The sequence below is a fragment of the Streptomyces sp. GbtcB7 genome, from assembly GCF_019091445.1.
GTDB classification, from domain to species: domain Bacteria; phylum Actinomycetota; class Actinomycetes; order Streptomycetales; family Streptomycetaceae; genus Streptomyces; species Streptomyces mirabilis.
Genome location: NZ_JAGXJM010000005.1, coordinates 366,227 through 383,990 on the forward strand (window position 1 = coordinate 366,227; position 17,764 = coordinate 383,990).

Annotated in this window: 16 protein-coding genes and 1 pseudogene; 12 read left to right on the top strand and 5 right to left on the bottom strand. The window is 71.7% G+C overall.

Features of this window, described 5'->3' with window-relative positions:
* The first annotated feature begins 208 nt into the window (after nucleotides 1–208).
* The 4 genes from KVT44_RS11880 (at nucleotide 209) to KVT44_RS11895 (ending at nucleotide 5,508) form a co-directional block, all read left to right on the top strand.
* Complete coding sequence (locus KVT44_RS11880; protein WP_217566998.1) at nucleotides 209–1,252, top strand: LacI family DNA-binding transcriptional regulator; 1,044 nt, start codon at nucleotides 209–211, stop codon at nucleotides 1,250–1,252.
* 111 nt (nucleotides 1,253–1,363) lie between these two features.
* Nucleotides 1,364–2,236: a universal stress protein gene (locus KVT44_RS11885; RefSeq protein WP_217566999.1), complete on the top strand. Its 873-nt coding sequence runs from the start codon at nucleotides 1,364–1,366 to the stop codon at nucleotides 2,234–2,236.
* 238 nt (nucleotides 2,237–2,474) lie between these two features.
* Nucleotides 2,475–3,470: a LacI family DNA-binding transcriptional regulator gene (locus KVT44_RS11890; RefSeq protein WP_217567000.1), complete on the top strand. Its 996-nt coding sequence runs from the start codon at nucleotides 2,475–2,477 to the stop codon at nucleotides 3,468–3,470.
* 154 nt (nucleotides 3,471–3,624) lie between these two features.
* Complete coding sequence (locus KVT44_RS11895) at nucleotides 3,625–5,508, top strand: discoidin domain-containing protein (protein ID WP_217567001.1); 1,884 nt, start codon at nucleotides 3,625–3,627, stop codon at nucleotides 5,506–5,508.
* Nucleotides 5,509–5,600: 92 nt separating this feature from the next.
* On the opposite strand, the gene KVT44_RS11900 is transcribed toward KVT44_RS11895, so the two are convergent.
* Nucleotides 5,601–5,954, bottom strand: coding sequence for a hypothetical protein (locus tag KVT44_RS11900; protein WP_060900627.1), 354 nt, complete (start codon nucleotides 5,952–5,954; stop codon nucleotides 5,601–5,603).
* Nucleotides 5,955–6,061: 107 nt separating this feature from the next.
* Here KVT44_RS11900 and KVT44_RS11905 point away from each other — a divergent pair, with 107 nt between their 5' ends.
* Complete coding sequence (locus KVT44_RS11905) at nucleotides 6,062–6,730, top strand: NUDIX domain-containing protein (protein ID WP_060900628.1); 669 nt, start codon at nucleotides 6,062–6,064, stop codon at nucleotides 6,728–6,730.
* A 4-nt stretch (nucleotides 6,731–6,734) separates the two neighbouring features.
* Nucleotides 6,735–6,827: pseudogene (locus KVT44_RS57985) on the top strand (transcriptional regulator); the annotation flags it as partial.
* Nucleotides 6,828–6,862: 35 nt separating this feature from the next.
* On the opposite strand, the gene KVT44_RS11910 reads toward KVT44_RS57985, so the two are convergent.
* Together KVT44_RS11910 and KVT44_RS11915 are read right to left on the bottom strand one after the other, a co-directional pair.
* Nucleotides 6,863–9,406 carry a SpoIIE family protein phosphatase gene (locus tag KVT44_RS11910; protein WP_217567002.1) on the bottom strand — a complete coding sequence of 848 codons (2,544 nt, stop codon included), beginning with the start codon at nucleotides 9,404–9,406 and terminating at the stop codon, nucleotides 6,863–6,865.
* Between the two features lie 254 nt (nucleotides 9,407–9,660).
* Nucleotides 9,661–10,566, bottom strand: a complete 906-nt coding sequence (locus tag KVT44_RS11915) for a LysR family transcriptional regulator ArgP (RefSeq protein ID WP_217567003.1) — start codon at nucleotides 10,564–10,566, stop codon at nucleotides 9,661–9,663.
* A 69-nt stretch (nucleotides 10,567–10,635) separates the two neighbouring features.
* On the opposite strand from KVT44_RS11915, the gene KVT44_RS11920 reads away from it, so the two are divergent.
* The gene (locus KVT44_RS11920) at nucleotides 10,636–11,247 is read left to right on the top strand and encodes a LysE/ArgO family amino acid transporter (protein WP_217567004.1); all 612 of its coding nucleotides are present in this window, start codon (nucleotides 10,636–10,638) and stop codon (nucleotides 11,245–11,247) included.
* Nucleotides 11,248–11,284: 37 nt separating this feature from the next.
* Complete coding sequence (locus KVT44_RS11925) at nucleotides 11,285–12,676, top strand: MFS transporter (RefSeq protein WP_217567005.1); 1,392 nt, start codon at nucleotides 11,285–11,287, stop codon at nucleotides 12,674–12,676.
* A 16-nt stretch (nucleotides 12,677–12,692) separates the two neighbouring features.
* On the opposite strand, the gene KVT44_RS11930 is transcribed toward KVT44_RS11925, so the two are convergent.
* Nucleotides 12,693–13,589: a Gfo/Idh/MocA family protein gene (locus tag KVT44_RS11930; protein WP_217567033.1), complete on the bottom strand. Its 897-nt coding sequence runs from the start codon at nucleotides 13,587–13,589 to the stop codon at nucleotides 12,693–12,695.
* Nucleotides 13,590–13,769: 180 nt separating this feature from the next.
* Here KVT44_RS11930 and KVT44_RS11935 point away from each other — a divergent pair, with 180 nt between their 5' ends.
* The 4 genes from KVT44_RS11935 (at nucleotide 13,770) to KVT44_RS11950 (ending at nucleotide 17,572) form a co-directional block, all read left to right on the top strand.
* The gene (locus KVT44_RS11935; RefSeq protein ID WP_217567006.1) at nucleotides 13,770–14,225 is read left to right on the top strand and encodes a MarR family winged helix-turn-helix transcriptional regulator; all 456 of its coding nucleotides are present in this window, start codon (nucleotides 13,770–13,772) and stop codon (nucleotides 14,223–14,225) included.
* Complete coding sequence (locus KVT44_RS11940) at nucleotides 14,222–15,148, top strand: ABC transporter ATP-binding protein (protein ID WP_217567007.1); 927 nt, start codon at nucleotides 14,222–14,224, stop codon at nucleotides 15,146–15,148. The genes KVT44_RS11935 and KVT44_RS11940 overlap by 4 nt, the downstream gene beginning before the upstream one ends.
* Complete coding sequence (locus tag KVT44_RS11945) at nucleotides 15,108–15,968, top strand: ABC transporter permease (protein WP_217567008.1); 861 nt, start codon at nucleotides 15,108–15,110, stop codon at nucleotides 15,966–15,968. Before KVT44_RS11940 ends, KVT44_RS11945 begins: the two co-directional genes overlap by 41 nt.
* Before the next feature lie 239 nt (nucleotides 15,969–16,207).
* Nucleotides 16,208–17,572, top strand: a complete 1,365-nt coding sequence (locus KVT44_RS11950) for a M1 family metallopeptidase (RefSeq protein ID WP_099924628.1) — start codon at nucleotides 16,208–16,210, stop codon at nucleotides 17,570–17,572.
* A gap of 46 nt (nucleotides 17,573–17,618) precedes the next feature.
* On the opposite strand, the gene KVT44_RS11955 is transcribed toward KVT44_RS11950, so the two are convergent.
* On the bottom strand, nucleotides 17,619–17,764 hold a 146-nt coding region (locus tag KVT44_RS11955), incomplete at its 5' end, for an alpha amylase C-terminal domain-containing protein (RefSeq protein WP_217567034.1).

The window sequence follows — 17,764 nt, forward strand, 5'->3', positions numbered from 1 at the left end:
TCACACGAGTGCCGTGGATTATTTCCCGATGAGACGTCAACAGGCGGATGTTTTGCGGTAGTTCGGTGATGTCTGTGCTCCGCCGAGGTCGCCGGGCCGTGGGTGATTGCGTTCAAGAGGTGCGATCAAGAGGGTGGGTGCGTCCTCGGTGCCGTGGTGCGAGAGAGCGCTCTATGCCCTCGCGGCGCCGGGCCGATAGGCTGCTGAAATGAGCAGACGGGCCGCCCCCACGCTTGAGGACGTCGCACGGGAGGCGGGCGTGTCGCGCGCCACCGTCTCCCGCGTCGTCAACGGCGTCCAGAGCGTCGATCCCGCCCTTCAGGACGCGGTCCGCCAGGCCGTCGAACGGACCGGATACGCTCCCAACCGGGCCGCCAGGTCGCTGGTGACACGACGGACCGAGACGGTCGCGCTCATCGTCTCCGGCGCGGGCGACGTGTCCGGCGAGGAGCGGAACGCCTTCACGGCGCGGGTGCTGGCGGACCCGTTCTTCGGCCGGGTCGTCACCGGCGTGGTGGACTACCTGCGTCCCCGGTCGATGCATCCGCTGCTGATGTTCGCCGACTCCGCGCAGACGCGACAGCAGGCGCTGAACGATCTGCGGCAGGGCAGCGCGGACGGCGCGCTCGTCGTCTCCACCCACGCCGACGACCCGCTGCCGGCGCTGCTCGCCGACGCCGGCCTGCCCGCGGTGCTCTTCGCCCGGCCGTCGCGCCCGGTGCCGCTCAGCTATGTCGACCTGGCCCACCGGGACGGCGCCCGGATGGCCGCCCACCATCTGCTGGACCGGGGCTGCCGACGGATCGTCACCGTCACGGGGCCACTGGGCGTCTACGCCAGCCAGGACCGGCTCGCCGGGTTCCGCGACACGATGGCGCGCAGGGGACATCCGTACGTACCCGTCGCCGAGGGCGGTTTCACGCTCGACAGCGGCATGGCCGCGATGTCCGGACTGCTGGCCGAACACCCCGACGTGGACGGGGTGTTCGCGGCCAACGACCTGATGGCCCAGGGGGTGTGCCAGGTGCTGCGGGAACGGGGCAGACGGGTGCCGGACGACGTCGCCGTCATCGGCTTCGACGACTCCAGCGCGGCGACGGCGTGCCGTCCACCGCTGACCACCGTGCGCCAGCCCGTCGAGGAGATGGCCTCGGTGATGGCCCGACTCCTCGACGAGCACCTCCGGGGCGCGCGCACCGAGCCCACCTCGGTGATCTTCGATCCGGAGCTCGTGGTGCGCGAGTCGGCGTAGGCGGCACTCCGGGCCCTGCGCGACCCTGCGGTGGCGGTGACGGACACTGGACCGGTCAGCAGGATCGAGGGACCGGCAGCGCGGGCGAGCCGGCGGCGGAGAGGCAGGCGCATGACCGACAGGATCACCGTGGGCGTGGACGGATCCCCCGAGAGCCGGGCCGCGCTGGCCTGGGCGGGCAGGGAAGCCGTCCGCCGCGGGCTGCCCCTGCGCGCGGTGTACGCCTGGCAGTGGTCCCACCACGAACTGCTCGGCGGCGCAGACCGGGACGAGCAGGCGCGCTGGGCACGGGACATGGCCGAGGACGCGGCCCGCACCGTCACCGACCGGCACCCGGACCTGCCGGTGACGACCGAGGTACTGGACGGCGGCGCCGTCGACTCGCTGCTGGCCGAGGCCGCGGCGGCCCGGACGCTGGTCCTCGGATCCCGTGGGCACGGCACGATCGTCGGCTTCCTGCTCGGTTCCGTCGGCCAACAGGTGATCGCCGAGGCCCCGTGCCCGGTCGTCCTGGTGCGGGCCGGTGACCGCGCCGCGTCCGAAGCGGGCGGCCGGGAGATCGTCGTGGGCCAGCAGGGCGGTCCGGACGACAGCGCGGCCGGCCTTCGGTTCGCCTTCGAGACCGCGGCGGCGCGTGGTGCCGGGGTGCGCGCCGTACGGGCGTGGAGCCTGCCGCCGGTGTTCGCCTACAGCCCCGGCTCGCTGAAGCTGCTGGACGAGGCCGGCGGCCTGGAGCCGTACGAGAAGAAGGCGCTCGCCGAGGCGCTCCAGCCGTGGCGGGCGCGCTTCCCCGACGTGCCCGTCACACAGCACGTCGAGATGGGCAGCGCCGGGCAGGTCCTGCTGTCGCTGGCCGACCGGGCCCAGCTCATGGTCGTCGGTCGCCGCGCACACCACTCGGCGGTCGGGGCACGGATCGGTTCGGTGACCCACGCGGTGATGCACCACGCGCCCTGCCCGGTGGCGGTGGTTCCGCACTCCTGACCCGGGGGTACGGGCTGACCCCGCGCCGGCACGGGCGGGGCCTTCGGGCGCGTTCAAGTTCCGAAGGCAAGGCCGGGCTCCAGGTTCGTCCCGGGCGATCTCGGCGTGAAGTATTGACGGCACCATGACAGTCCGGTTGACTCCCCGCCCAGCGCCGGAACCGGTTCCGGTACCGCTTCCGGTACCGGTTCCACCCATGGCGCGGGAAGCCGCGATCCCCGTGTGCCGGGAGGCAGTTGTGGCCGTGACCATCGCCGATGTGGCCCAGGCGGCCGGCGTGAGCAAGACGACCGTGTCGCGGGTGCTGAACACCCGTGGCGAGGTCGACGCGTCGACTGCCGCCCGCGTCCGCGAGGTCATCGACCGCATGGGCTATGTACCCAGTTCGGGTGCCGTCGGGCTGGCCCGCGGCAGCAGCCGGACGGTGGGCATGCTGGTGCCCTCACTGACCTGGCCGTGGATGGGCGAGGTGCTGCAGGGCGTCGTCGACACGGTGGAGGCCGCCGACTTCGGGCTGCTGCTGTTCACCTGCAACCGGGGCGCCGAGTCCGTCGCCCGCTTCACCAGCCAGGTGTCGGCGCGCGCCTTCGACGGGCTGCTCGTGGTGGAGCCGGAGAACACCCTCGAGATGTTGACGGCGCTGCACCGCGACGGTCTGCCCGTCGTCCTCGTCGACGACCGGGGCCACCACCCGGAGTTCCCGTCCGTCACGGCCGCCAACACCGAGGGCGGGGCGGCGGCCGCGCGTCACCTGCTGGCAGGGGGCCGGCGCAGGCCGCTGGTCCTCACCGGGCCCGTGCGGTTCGGCTGTGTACGCGACCGGCTCGCAGGGTTCCGAGCCGCCTGCGCCGAGCACGGCGTGGGGCTCGAACTCGTCGTCGAGGGCGACTTCACCGAGGCCGACGCGTGTGCGACGGTGCGGCGACTGCTCGCCGAGGGGCGGGAGTTCGACGCGGTCTTCGCGCACAACGACCTGGCCGCGGTGGGCGCACTGGGCGCCCTGCGGGACGCCGGGATCCGGGTGCCCGAGGACATCGCGGTGATCGGCTTCGACGACATCCCGGTGGCCCGCCACACCGAGCCCTCACTGAGCACCGTCCGCCAACCCATGCGGGAGATGGGAGAGACGGCCGCCCGCCTGCTCCTGGCCCGCCTCGCCGGTCAGGAGCCGCCGACCACCCCCGTCGTCCTGCCCACGCACATGATCGCGCGCCGGTCGACGCCGGCGCTCTAGAGCCTGAGTTCGGCAGGCTCCGGAGCCTGCCTTCGGGATCGGATCGCTTCAGGAAACGGCGCTCGATCGGCGCCGGAGCACCTCGACGTCACCGCGTGACCAACCCGCACATCAGCACGGAACCGGCACCCCCAACCTCCCTCAGGAGAGCCGCATGCCATCCCGCACCCACCGCACGCTGATGATCGCCCTCGCCACCCTGTCACTGCTCTCGCCGGCACCGGCCTTCGCCGTCCCGGCGCCCGAGCACGTCGCCGCGGCCGCCGACGCCACCTGGGACACCGACCGGGCCGCGGCCGCCTACTCCGCGAACCCCGGCGCCGTGACCGCCTCGGGCAGCGAGAACCCCGGCACCACGCCGGGCCTCGCCTTCGACGGCGACGCCTCGACCCGCTGGTCGAGCCAGTTCGCGGACGACGCCTGGATCCGTATCGACCTGGGTGCCACGCTCCGCATCGACCGGGTCGTCCTGGACTGGGAGGCCGCCTACGGCAAGCGATACGTCCTGGAGGCGTCCAGGAACGGCACCGACTGGACGCCGTTCTTCACCGAGACCAGCGGCTCCGGAGGCTCGGTCACCGCCCACACCTATCCGCAGGAGGTCACCGGCCGCTACGTACGGCTGCGCGGCGTCGAACGGGCCACCGCGTACGGCTACTCGTTGTACGCGTTCAAGGTCTACGGCGGCGAACCGGCCCCGGCCTCGACCACCCGCACCAACCTCGCGCTGAACCACCCGGCCTACTCCAACCTCTACCAGCACGCGGGCAATTCACCCGCGTTCGTGACCGACGGAGGCTGGCCGGCCGACCTCAAGGCCGACTCGACCCGCTGGTCCAGTGACTGGAACGCCGACCGGTGGATCTCCGTCGACCTGGGCGCGACCTCGACCATCAACACCGTCGACCTGTACTGGGAGGCGGCCTACGCGGTCGACTACCAAATCCAGGTCTCCGACGACAACAGAACCTGGCGCACCGTCTACCAGCCGTCGGCCGCCGAGGTCGCCGCCCGCCGCGCCGACGTGAAGTCCCCCGCGGACGCGGTGGGCCGCCACGACTCCGTCACCCTCCCGCAGCCCGCGACCGGCCGCTATGTACGGATGCTCGGCAAGGAACGCCGGTCCTTCTACAACCCCGCGCCCGCGACCGCCCAGTTCGGCTACTCCCTCTACGAGTTCCAGGTCTGGGGTACGGGAGGCAGCGCCGCCGCCGCGTATCCCGCACTGCCCGGGGAACAGTCGGGCACGTACCGGACGACGTTCTTCGACGACTTCACGGGCGCGAGTCTCGACCGCTCCAAGTGGCGCGTCGTCAGAACCGGACAGGAGATGGGGCCGGTCAACGGGGAGTCGCAGGCGTACGTCGACAACACCGACAACATCAGCACCGAGAACGGGAGCCTTCTCCTGAAGGCCAAGTACTGCAAGGGCTGCACCCAGGCCGGGGGCGGGACCTACGACCTCACCTCCGGGCGGATCGACACCCACACCAAGTTCGACTTCACCTACGGCCGGGTCAGCGCCCGGATGAAGCTGCCGGTCGGCGACGGCTTCTGGCCCGCGTTCTGGCTGCTGGGCAGCAACGTCGACGACCCGTCCGTGTCGTGGCCGGCATCCGGCGAGACGGACATCATGGAGAACATCGGCTACGGGGACTGGACCAGCACGGCCCTGCACGGCCCCGGCTACTCGGCCGACGGCAACATCGGTGCCCGCCAGACCTACCCCGCGGGGGGCCGTGCCGACCAGTGGCACACGTACGCCGTGGAGTGGACACCGACTGCCATGCGCTTCTACGTCGACGACGCCCTGGTCCAGGAGACGACGCGCAACAAGCTGGAATCGACCCGCGGCCAATGGGTCTTCGACCACAGCCAGTACGTCATCCTCAACCTCGCCCTGGGCGGCGCCTACCCCGCGGGATGGAACAAGGTCACCACTCCGTACTGGGGGCTGCCGCAGTCAAGTGTCGACCGGGTCGCGGCCGGGGGAGTGCGGGCCGAGGTCGACTGGGTGCGCGTGGAGCAGAAGAGTTGACCGGCGCCCGGGCGTTCCGCACCGAGGAACGCCCGGGCCCGCAAACCCTCGCGCCGGCCTCAGCCCCGGGATGGGGACAGCCCTGGCAGGTCCTAGGTGTTGTCGGCCCTCGACATGCGCAGGGCGAGGTCCTGGAGCAGGTCGGCCGTCTTGACGTCGGTGCGTCCGGAGTCGTGGAGGTCGGCGAGTTCGGAGAAGAGGAACGCGAAGGCGCCCACGAGCGAGATGGTGGCGGGGAGGTAGGCGTCCGCGACGGCCTGCCCGGCCTCCGCGGGACCGGCGTCCCCTGGCACCTCCACCCTGGGGAACACCTCCGTGACGAGCGCGCCCAGTTGGGTCTCGGCCGAGTCGACCTCGGCGTTCTCGTCCTGGGCGATCCTGCGCACCATCGCGTTGGTCTCGGTGAGCACGCCGATGGCGCGCAGGATGATCTCCGTCTGTTCCATGCCGTGAGCCTAGACGGGCGAAGCCCCGCTGTGGCCTCGATGTTCGGGCCGGGATGGTAGACAGTGGTCATGAACCACTTCTCCCGCCTCCGCCCGGCCCGCACACGATGACCGCAGGAATCGACACCCCGGACCGCCGGGGCCGTACCGGACTCGACCGCGTCGGCCGCGATCTGACCGGCAACCCCCGGGTCAAGGTCCGCGAAGTCACCCTCCTGTCCAGCCACTGGTACGTGGAGCGCACCACCACCTTCGACTTCCGGCACGCCGACGGCACCTGGAGCACCCAGGAACGCGAGACGCACGACCGCGGCAACGGAGCCACCCTCCTGCTGTACGACGCCGAGCGCGAAACCGTGCTGCTGACCAGGCAGTTCCGCTACCCCGTGTACACCAACGGCCACCCCGACGGCATGCTGGTCGAGACCCCGGGCGGCCTGCTCGACGAGGACGACGAGCATCCCGAAGTCGCCGTACGGCGCGAGGTCATCGAGGAGACCGGGCACACCGTCGGCGACGTGCAGCACGTCTTCGACGTCTACATGAGCCCGGGTTCGGTCACCGAGCGGGTCAGCTTCTACGCCGCCACCTACGGCCCGTCCACCCGCACCCACGAAGGCGGCGGCCTCGACGAGGAGGGCGAGGACATCGAGATCGTCGAACTGCCCTTCCGTACCGCACTGGCCATGATCCGCTCCGGGGAGATCGCCGACGCCAAGACGATCATGCTGTTGCAGTGGGCGGCTCTGGAAGGACCGTTCAAGGCCTTGCGTTGAAGCGGGCGAGCTGTCACTTCAGGACCCCGACTTCCGACGGTGGTGGGGCGCCCATCACGTCGCCGTTCAGGGCACGGGCACGAAGGTCCTGAACCATTGCTGTCGAGGGAGCAGGCTGGTGAGTTCGGCGGGTCAGTGGCGGACCTTGCGGGTGGAGCGGCGGGTGGTGAGCAGGAGTGCGATGTCGTCGGGGCGCTCGGTGGCCTGCCGGGCCTCCTCGGTCAGCAGGTCCGCGGTGCCGGACAGGGAGGAGGCGCCGGGCCGGGCGTGCGGGGTGCCCGCGCGGGACAGCGTCGCGCGGATCTTCTCGATCCCGTCGTCGATGTCGGCCCCGGGGCGCTCGACCAGACCGTCCGTGTAGAGGGCCAGCACGGCGTCGGGTTCCAGCAGCAGGTCCGTCACCGGGTAGCGGGCCCGCGGGGCCACGCCGAGCACCACGCCACCGGGCAGGTCGAGGAGCTCGGTGCGGCCGTCGGGGCGGCGCAGCAGGGGCTGCGGGTGCCCGGCGCGGGCGGCCCGGGCGACTCCGGTCACCGGGTCCAGCCTGACGTAGCAGCAACTGGCGAACTGGCCCGGGTCGAGGTCGATGAGCAGCCGGTTGGTATGGCTCATCACCACGTCCGGAGGGTGGTCGCTGAGCGCGAACGCCCGTACCGCGCTGCGTAGTTGGCCCATGGTGGCCGCCGCCTGGACGCCATGGCCCTGGACGTCGCCGATGACCAGGGCCAGCGCGTCACCGGCCTCCACGACGTCGTACCAGTCGCCGCCCACGTCCATCCCCTTGGTGCCGGACAGATAGCGCCCGGCCGTCTCCACCTGCGGGTGCGACGACAGCCGGTGCGGGAGCAGCGCCTCCTGGAGGCCACGGGCGAGGGCGGCCTCGGAGTCGTAGCGCCGTGCCCTCTCCAGGGCCTGCGCGATGAGTCCGGTGAGCGCCGTCAGTACGGAACGTTCCTCCGTGCTGAAGTCGCGCGGCCGGTCGAAGCCGAGGATGCAGGAACCGACCGGCCGCCCCGAGGCGATCAGCGGCAGGAAGGCCCGGGCACCCTCCTTCGCGTCCAGCGGGATGCCGGGGTAGGCGGCGGCCAGTTGGGGCATCGACTCGAAGAACAGCGGGCGGCCGGTGGTGAGCGTCTCCACCCCGGGCAGCTTGGCGTCCAGTCCCACCCCGTCGAACGGCGCGAGGAACCCCTGCGGGAAGCCGGTCTCCCAGGCCAGGTACAGGCGCCGGTCCTGCAACAGGTAGATGGCCAGGCGCCGTCCGCCGAACGCGGGCAGCAGCTCCCGCATCACGGTCTCGGACACCTGCCGGGCCGTCACGGCCTCGGTCAGGGCCATGGCCAGGACGACGGGCCGGTACAGCGCCGTCGTGGTGATGGCGGTAGCGGGCTCGGCGATGCCGGACCCGTCCGCCACGGGCCGGCCGTGGAGCGGTGCGGCCTCGGGGGCCTCCGTGGTGTCGGCGACCCGCCCCATGGGGATCAGCTTGCAGGTCAGACTGCCGGGGCCGGGATACACGGACATCGTCAGCCAGGTGTCGCCGTGGGCCGCCGCGGGTGTCCGGCGGTCCCCGCTCGGGCGGGCGACCTGGAAGTGCACCGGCTCCGGTGACAGCAGCGCGCCGCGCAGATGATCCTCGTAGGACGGCTGGTTCAGCCAGGGCACGGCCTGCCACAGCGGTCGCCCCAGGAGTTCCGGCCGCGGCCGGCCGAGGAGCTCGGCGGCGCGCGGATTGACGTAGGTGATCAGCCCGAGCCGGTCCAGTGCGAACACGCCCTCGGGGAGCAGGTCCGCGGCGCCGTCCGCCGCCGAGCCCGGGCCCGGATCGACCACCGCTCCGCCGACCGCGTACGGCGGCACGAGCGCGTTGCCCGAGGTCCACAACTCCAGCAGCCGCAGCCCGCCGTTGACCGTGTGCACGGGCAGCGGGTGGGCCGGGGGACGCCCCGCCGCGGTCTCGTGCAGCGCGGCCAGCAGCATGTGCGGATCGTCGAGGGCCAGCATGTGGGTGAGCGCCTGCGGCGTCCAGGGAAAGACACCGGCGCCGGTGCCGAGCAGGGCCCACAGCGCGTCGTCCCCGGTGACCTCGCCCGTGACCGGGTCCCAGGTGAACCGGCCGACATAGCGACGCGGCAGCCCCTCGACGGGCGGCCGTACGCACATCGGCTCCCCGTCCCAGACGACCTCGGCGCCGTCCTTCTCCAGGACCGACAGAGCCGTCCCCAGGTTCTCCGCCACCGCCGTCATCCGGTCACGGTCCGGCAGTACGTCCGTGGCGTCCGAGGCCGAGGGACGCAGCACCGTCAGGACCCCGAAGGACGAGGAGGCGCCCACGACGGGGACGTACAACGAACCGAACTGGAACGGCAGCCCCGCCGCGAGCTGCGGGTAGCGGCGCATCGTCTCGGTGGCGTCGGTGAGCAGCACCTCCACGCCCAGCCGATGCGCGTCGGCGGCCGGGAACGGCCGGCCCAGTGGCATGCGCCACCAGGGACGGAACAACTGTCCCGGCAACCCGGCCAGCACGGCCAGCCGCAGCAGTTCGGGGGTGCTGGAGCGCAGATACACACCCCCCGCGAAGCCGCGGGCCGCCCGGATCGCGTCCGCAACGGACCCGCTGAGCAGGGCGGCCAGGCTATTCAGCGCCTGGTCCTCACGCTCGGCGCTCCCAGTCATCGGTCTGCCCTCGTCCGCCCGCCGTCAGGGGGTTTCCACAGCAAGAATGCGCCTTACGGGTACCCACCCGCACCTCGACGCCAGCCGTGATGGTCGCTTGGAGTTGCACTCGGCCGCATCCGGCCGTGTACGGCCGTACTCAGCGTCGCCCAGCGCGAAGATACCGCGCCCGCGCCCCGTTCAGGAGCCCCGCGCAGATGTTGCTCCACGGCGCCCTTGGGTCTCGGCGTGTGCGAGTCCGGGCATTTCGGTGCTCAGCGTCTCAAGGTCTCCGCGGCGACGGCCGTCACGGCCTCGGCCACCGCCGCGAGGGCCGGGAAGTCGAGTTTCCACTGCTGCCAGAAGAGCGGTACGTCGACGATCCGGTCCGGCGCGAGGTGGACCAGCCGTCCGGCCCGCAGCAGCGGTTCGGCCTGCACCTCGGGCACCATGCCCCAGCCCAGTCCGGCGACGACGGCGTCCACGAACCCCTCCGAGGTGGGCATGAAGTGCCGCAGCGCGCTCGCTCCGGGACCGCCCCCAAGGCCCCGGACGAACTCGTCCTGGAGATCGTCGTTCCGGTCGAAGGCCACCACCGGAGCGTCGGCGATCAGCTCGTCCGGCGCCGCGTCCGTTCCCGCGCCGAGCCACCGCCCGGCGAAGTCCGGCCCGGCCACCGCGAGGTAGCGCATGCGGCCCAGGGCGCGCACGGAACAGCCCGCCACCGGGTCCGGCCACGAGGTCACCGCCGCCATCACCACCCCCTCGCGCAGCAGGGCGGCCGTGTGGTCCTCGTCCTCACGGCGCAGTTCGAAACAGAGCCGCAGCTCGCGCGGTACGCGGGTGAGCGCGGGCAGGAACCAGGTCGCCAGCGAGTCGGCGTTCACCGCGATCGACAGCCGCGTCGGCTCCCCGGCCTCGCTCATGCCGAGCTCGGTACGGGCGTCGCGCTCCAGCCGGGCCAGCCGGCGCGCGAACCGCACGACGACCTCGCCGGACTCGGTCGCACGCACCGGCTTCGTCCGCATCAGCAGGACCCGGCCGGTGCGCTGTTCGAGTGCCTTGACACGCTGGCTGACCGCCGAGGGCGTCACATGCAGAGCGGCGGCCGCCGCGTCGAAGGTGCCCTCGTCGACCACCGCGAGCAAGGTGCGTACCTGGTCGAGAGGGAGATCCGTCATCACAGGCGCTAATGATACGTAAGAATCTTTAGCTGTACTCTTGACGGCCGTGTTCCTAGCGTCTCTGGCATGAACAACGCTCTGACCGCCGCAGCCGCCGGGTTCGGCACCGGCCTCACCCTCATCGTCGCCATCGGCGCCCAGAACGCCTTCGTACTGCGCCAGGGGATCCGCCGCGAAGCGGTCCTGGCGGTGGTGGGCATCTGCGCGGTGTCCGACGCGCTGCTCATCGCGCTGGGCGTCGGCGGGGTCGGCGCGGTGGTCGTGGCCCGGCCCGAGGCGCTCACGGCGGTCGGAGTGATCGGGGGCGGATTCCTCCTCAGCTACGGAATCCTGGCCGCACGGCGGGTGCTGCGGCCCTCGGCGCTGGAGGCTGCGGCCGGTACGGCGGGCTCCCGGCGGCAGATCGTCCTCGCCTGTCTGGCGATGACCTGGCTCAACCCGCACGTCTATCTCGACACCGTGTTCCTGCTCGGCTCCCTCGCGGCCGACCGCGGCCCGCTGCGCTGGACCTTCGGGCTCGGGGCCGCCCTGGCCAGCCTGTGCTGGTTCGCCGCGCTGGGTTTCGGCGCCCGGCTGCTCGGCCGCTTCCTCGCCCGGCCGTCGTCGTGGCGGGTCCTGGACGGTGTGGTCGCCGCGACGATGATCACCATGGGCACCCTGCTGATCGCCGACGCCTGAGACGGCGTACGCGATAGTGAACCCTGACAACTGAAAGATGTATCGAGCAGCCAGGACGGTCGTGGACACGAGCAGGAGCAGTACGGACGGGGCGGACGGCGGGACGGACGGTGGGATCGACCGAGGGACGGACGGCGGGGCCGGGAGCGGTTCGGCGGCCGGATCCGCCGAACACGACGAGGCGGCGGGAGCGGACCGCACCGGCTGGCGCCGCTGGGCGATGGACACCCGCCCGCTGCGCCGCCCCGCGTACCGCAGGCTCTGGTCCTCCACCATCGTCACGGCGGTGGGCAGCCAGCTCACCGCCGTCGCCGTGCCCAAGCAGATCTACGACATCACCGGCTCCTCGGCCTGGGTCGGCTACGCGAGCCTGGCCGGACTGCTGCCGCTCGTGGTCTTCGCGCTGTGGGGCGGCGCGGTCGCCGACAGCATGGACCGGCGCAAGCTGCTCCTCATCACCAACACCGGCATAGCCGTCACCTCGGTGCTGTTCTGGATACAGGCCGTCGTCGGACTCGATTCGGTGTTCGTCCTGATGGCGCTGCTCGCCCTCCAGCAGGCCTTCTTCGGACTGAACTCCCCGGCCCGCAACGCCTCCATCGCCCGGCTCGTCCCCGAGGACGAACTGCCCGCGGCGAACGCGCTCGGTTCGACCGTCATGCAGACGGGCCTGGTGGCGGGGCCACTGCTCGCGGGTGCATTGATCCCCGTTATCGGCCTGGACGAGCTCTATCTGATCGACGCCCTGGCGCTGTGCGTCACCGTGTGGGCCGTGATGCGGCTGCCCGCACTGCCGCCCCTGACGGGCTCCGCGGCCAAACGGGCGGGCTGGCGGGAGGTCGCCGCAGGCTTCCGGTACATCGCGCTGCACAAGGTGCTGCTGCTGTCCTTCCTCGCCGACATCATCGCCATGGTCCTCGGCATGCCCCGGGCCCTGTTCCCGCAGCTGGCCGCCGAAACCTACGCGCCCTATGGGGAAGGGCTCGCGCTCGGCCTGCTGTTCGCGGCGATCCCGATCGGCGCGGTGATCGGCGGACTGATGTCGGGCACGTTCTCCCGGGCCCGTCGGCACGGGCTCATGGTGATCGCCGCGGTGATGGCCTGGGGAGCGGCGATCACCGGCTTCGGCCTGAGCACCAGCCTTTGGGTGGCCGTGGCGTTCCTCGCCGCCGCCGGGGTCGCCGACATGGTCTCCATGGTCTTCCGCGGCGCGATCCTGCTGTCGGCCGCCACGGACGAGATGCGCGGCCGGATGCAGGGCGTGTTCACCGTGGTGGTCGCGGGCGGCCCGCGGCTGGCCGACGTCCTGCACGGAACGGCCGGCTCCGTCCTGGGCGCCCGCGCCGCCGTCGCGGGCGGCGGACTGCTGGTGGTCGTCGCCATGGCGATCCTGGCCGTCGCGGCGCCGGCGCTGCGACGCTACACGTGACCTTCCGTGCCGGGCGTCAGCTCTCCGAGGCCTGCGCCATCAGCGTCTGGAGGTGAAGTCCCCGATGGGCGTCGAGCTCGCCGGACACCCCGGTGCGTACGGCCGTGGCGAAGTCCCGGCGCAGCACCGGCCAGGTCTCCTCGTGGTCGAGTTCGGTGGCGTCGTACACCAGCGGGGCCTGCGGACCGAAGAGTTCGATACGCGTGTTGCCGTGCTCGACGTGGACCGATCCGGACAGTGAGGCCTGACTGACGACACCATTGGCGTGCTCGCAGGTCAGCTCGATCCAGCGGCGGGGGTCACCGGTGCCGCGGACCCGGACGATCTGTCCGACGGCGGCGTCCAGGAGATCCAGAAGATGGGGACCCAGGTCGAGCAGGGCGCCGTGCTCGAGCCGCCAGGTGGTCGCGAACTCGCCGCCCAGGAACGCCCCGTGCAGGAGACACGAACGGGCCCCCGTGATCTCCAGCTCCCGCGCTCTGCTCAGGAACTCCCGGGTGGCCGGGTGGTAGCGGTTGGTCAGAACGAGCTGGGAGACGACCCCGGCCTCGTCGACGGCGTCGGCGAGGCGCCGCGCCGACGCCAGATCCACACCGAGCGGCTTCTCCAGGAGCAGTGCCTTGCCCGCCTTCGCGGCCAGCGGAGCGAGTTCCGCCTGCACCGCGGGCGGAACGGCGAACGCGACCGCCTCGCAGCCGTCGAGCAGCTCCTCGAAACGCGTGACCGCCGCGGCCCCGTGGGGCTCGGCCGTCTCCCGGGCCGCCTCGGCGCGTCGCGCCCACACCGCGGTCAGCCGTGTCTCGGGCCCGGCGGCGAGCACGCGCGCGTGCACGGCCCGTGCCCAGGGCCCGGCACCGACCAGTCCGACCTTCACCGGGGGATGGGGCCACGGCAGCGTGGCATCGGTCTCGATCGCGGTCACGGAGGTCTCCTTGTCCTGGCGCCCGGAGTGGGCTGGGGAGACTCCATCACGCGGGCTGGGCTCTCCACCAGGGGGTGCGGTGCGCCGCGGCCCGGCAGGCGGGCCTGCCGGTGAGCGGTTCTTGACCCTCCCTTTCCCTCGTTACCTCTGATACAGAGCTATTCTCGGAAGGTGGAGTCCGAGAGCTTTCCCGAGGCACTGGCAGACGCCCTGGCCGGAGTGCAGCGACTGATCCGGCGCCGACTGCGCAGTGGCACGACCGCGCCGCGGCTGCGCGGCGCGGAGGTCGAGCTGCTGCGGCTGGTCGTGGCCCGCCCCGGCATCGGTGTGTCGGAGGCCGCCAAGGAGCTCTACCTGGCGGGCAATTCGGTCTCGACGCTGGTCAACCAACTGGCCCGGGACGGCTATCTGAACCGCCAGACGGACCCGGCCGACCGGCGGGCGGCACGCCTGCTGCCCACACCGGCGGCGGACGCACGACTGCGCGACTGGCGCGAGCGGCGCACGGCTCTCGTACGCCGCCAGGTGGCCCGTCTCGACGAGGCCGAACGCGCGGCCCTGGAGGCGGCCCTTCCGGCCCTCCGCAAGCTGGCGGTGAACCTGCACGAGGAGGCCGAGGAGACATGACGCGGAACCCGACGGGCGGGGGAGACCCCACCGGGAAGACGGAGACGGAGAGGGAAACGGCGACGGACACGGAGACCGTGGCGGTGGCGGATGCCGGCACGGAGGCCGTCAGCTGCGCCGGGCTCGTCTACGCCTTCGGTGAGACCACCGCGGTCGACGGCCTCGACCTCTCCGTCCACGACGGAGAGGTCTTCGGACTGCTCGGGCCCAACGGCGCGGGCAAGACCACCGCGATCCGCTGCATCACCACACTCCTGCCGGTCCCCACCGGCATGGTCCGCGTCTTCGGGCACGACGCCACCCGCGAACGCATGGCGGTACGCCGCCTGCTGGGCTACGTACCGCAGCAGTTGTCCGCCGACGCGGGGCTCACCGGCCGGGAGAACGTGGTTTTGTTCGCCCGCGTCTTCGACGTCGCCCGCAAGGAGCGCGCGGCACGCGTCGAGCAGGCGCTCGCGGCGGTCGACCTCACCGACGCGGCCGACCGGCTCGCCAAGACGTACTCCGGCGGCATGGTCCGCCGCCTCGAACTCGCCCAGGCACTGGTGAGCGCACCCCGGCTGCTGATCCTCGACGAACCGACCATCGGCCTCGACCCGATCGCCCGCACCAGCGTGTGGGAGCACATCAACGCCGTACGCGCCGCCACCGGAATGACCGTCCTCGTGACGACCCACTACATGGACGAGGCCGACCAGTACTGCGACCGGGTCGCGCTGATGCACCGCGGCCGCGTCCGTGCCCTGGGCACCCCCGACGAGCTGCGCAGGGGCCTCGGTGAGCGGCGCGGCGCGGGGAAGAACGGTGAACTGCCCACGCTGGAGGACGTCTTCCGCGACATCGCCGACAGCGGCCTTGACGAACAGTCAGGAGACTTCAGCGATGTCCGAAGCACCCGTCGTACAGCGTCCCGTGTCGGCTGAGCGCATCCACCCGGGCGGCCTCGACCTGCTCGTCGTCCCACCACGGGCCCGTACCGGCTGGCGGGTGCTGCCCGCCCGGGTCGGCGCGATGTGCGCGGTCGAACTGCAGAAGCTGCGCCACGACCGCACCGAGCTGTACACCAGGGCGGTCCAGCCGGCGCTCTGGCTGCTGATCTTCGGCGAGACCTTCACCCGGATCAGGGCGATACCCACCGGCGGCATCCCCTATCTCGACTATCTGGCGCCCGGCATCATCGCCCAGTCCGCGATGTTCATCGCCATCTTCTACGGCATCATGATCATCTGGGAGCGGGACGCCGGGATCCTCACCAAACTGCTCGTCACCCCGACCCCGCGCTCGGCACTCATCACCGGCAAGGCCTTCGCCGCCGGGGTCAAGGCGCTGATCCAGGCGGTGGTGGTCGTCGTCATCGCGGCGCTGCTCGGGGTCGCGATGACCTGGAACCCGCTCCGTCTGCTGGGCGTGGCGGTGGCCGTCGTCCTGGGCTCCGCCTTCTTCTCCTGTCTCTCGATGACCATCGCGGGCATCGTGCTCACCCGGGACCGGCTGATGGGCATCGGCCAGGCCATCACGATGCCGCTGTTCTTCGGCTCCAACGCCCTCTATCCGGTGGCGGTCATGCCCGGCTGGCTCCAGGCCATCAGCAAGGTCAACCCGTTGAGCTACCAGGTGGACGCGCTGCGCGGCCTGCTGCTCGGCACACACGCCCACCTGGCCCTCGATTACGGGGTGCTCGCCCTGGCCGCGGTCCTCGGCATCCTGTCCGCCTCGTCCCTGCTGGGCCGCCTGGCCCGCTGATCCGGGCGTGGCCTCGAACTTCCTGCCGGGTCCCTCCTGTACGACGGTGCGTGTGCACCGCCCCCGGCCGTGACTTGACCAGATGATGAGGGTCACCGGCCCGCGGGGCTCATAGGCTGTGCGTCATTGATCACTTGATCCCCTGATCACCTGATTGCCGTCGCACCGGAGGAGCCAACGTGACGCCACGTCCGCATCAGACCACCAGACGCACAACTGTCCTTCGAAGGGAGGCAGTTGTGGCCGCGGTTCCCGTCGCCGTCGCGGCCCTGCTCGTCGCGGCGGGCCCGGCGGCGGCCGGTACGGTGGGCTCGTCCGGTGCGGGGGACGCGTACTTCCCGCTCTCGGGCAACGGCGGCTACGACGTCCGGCACTACGACCTGACCCTCGGCTACGACCCCCAGAGCCGCCACCTCGACGGCAAAGCGGTCATCACCGCCCGGGCCACCCAGCGACTGACCCGCTTCGACCTCGACCTCAAAGGGCTGAAGGTCACCGGCGTCACCGTCGACCACGCCAAGGCGTCCTACCGGCGTGACGGCCAGGAACTGGTGGTCACCCCCCGCCACTCCCTCCGGCGGAACCAGGAATTCCGAGTCACCGTCACCTACTCGGGCACGCCCAAGCCGGCCACCGACCCGGACGGTTCCTCGGATGGGTGGATCCCCACCGACGACGGCGCGTTCGTGGCCGGCGAACCGCAGGGCGCCATGACGTGGTTCCCCGCCAACAGCCACCCCAAGGACAAGGCCTCCTACGACTTCACCATCACCGTCCCCAAGGGACACACCGCCGTGGCCAACGGAATCCTCCGCGGACAGTCGACCAGCCACGGCCGTACGACGTTCCGCTGGCGGCAGTCCGAGCCGATGGCGGCCTACCTCGCCACGGCGACGGTCGGCAAGTTCAAGGTCGAGCAGTACACCACCCGCGACGGACTCAAGGTCTACAACGCCGTCGACCCCCGTGAGGCGACCGCCGCGGCGCCCGTACTGAAGAAGCTGCCGTCCGTGCTGGCGTGGGAGAGCGGTGTCTTCGGGCCCTACCCCTTCCGGGCCGCCGGGGCCATCGTCGACCGGGCTCCGCAGGTCGGATACGCGCTGGAGACCCAGACGCGTCCCGTCTATGACTCCGCGCCCGACCTGAGCACCCTCGTCCACGAAAGCGCGCACCAGTGGTTCGGGGACTCCGTCAGTCTCACCGCGTGGAAGGACATCTGGCTCAACGAGGGCTTCGCGACGTATGCCGAGTGGCTGTACGCCGAGCAGCACGGTGGGAAGACGGCGCAGCAGACGTTCGACTCCCTGTACGCCAGTCCTGCCGGCAGCGGTCTGTGGGCGTTTCCGCCGGCGGATCCCGGGAGTGGGGCGCACATCTTCGACACGCCCGTGTACGCGCGGGGTGCGATGGCTCTGCAGAAGCTGCGTACGGCTGTGGGGGACGGGGTGTTCTTCCGCATCCTGCGGACCTGGGCCACTGAGCACCGTGGCGGCCATGGCACCACCGCCCAGTTCATTCGCCTCTCCGAGCGGTTGTCCGGGAAGGATCTCGGCGCGCTGTTCCACACCTGGATCGGCACGGCGGGCAAGCCGACCGCTCCCTGACCGGTTTCTTCGCCCCCGCCGCCCCTGGCGCGGGGGCGAGAGCGCGTCAGGAGGGGCGGAGCCAGATGGTGGCCAGGGGCGGGAGCGTCAGGCGCAGGCCGCCGTCGTGGGCCCGGGGGTGGGGGTTGTGGATGTCGCTGCCGCCGTAGCGGGCGGCGTCGGTGTTGAGGACTTCGTGCCAGGCGGGGATGT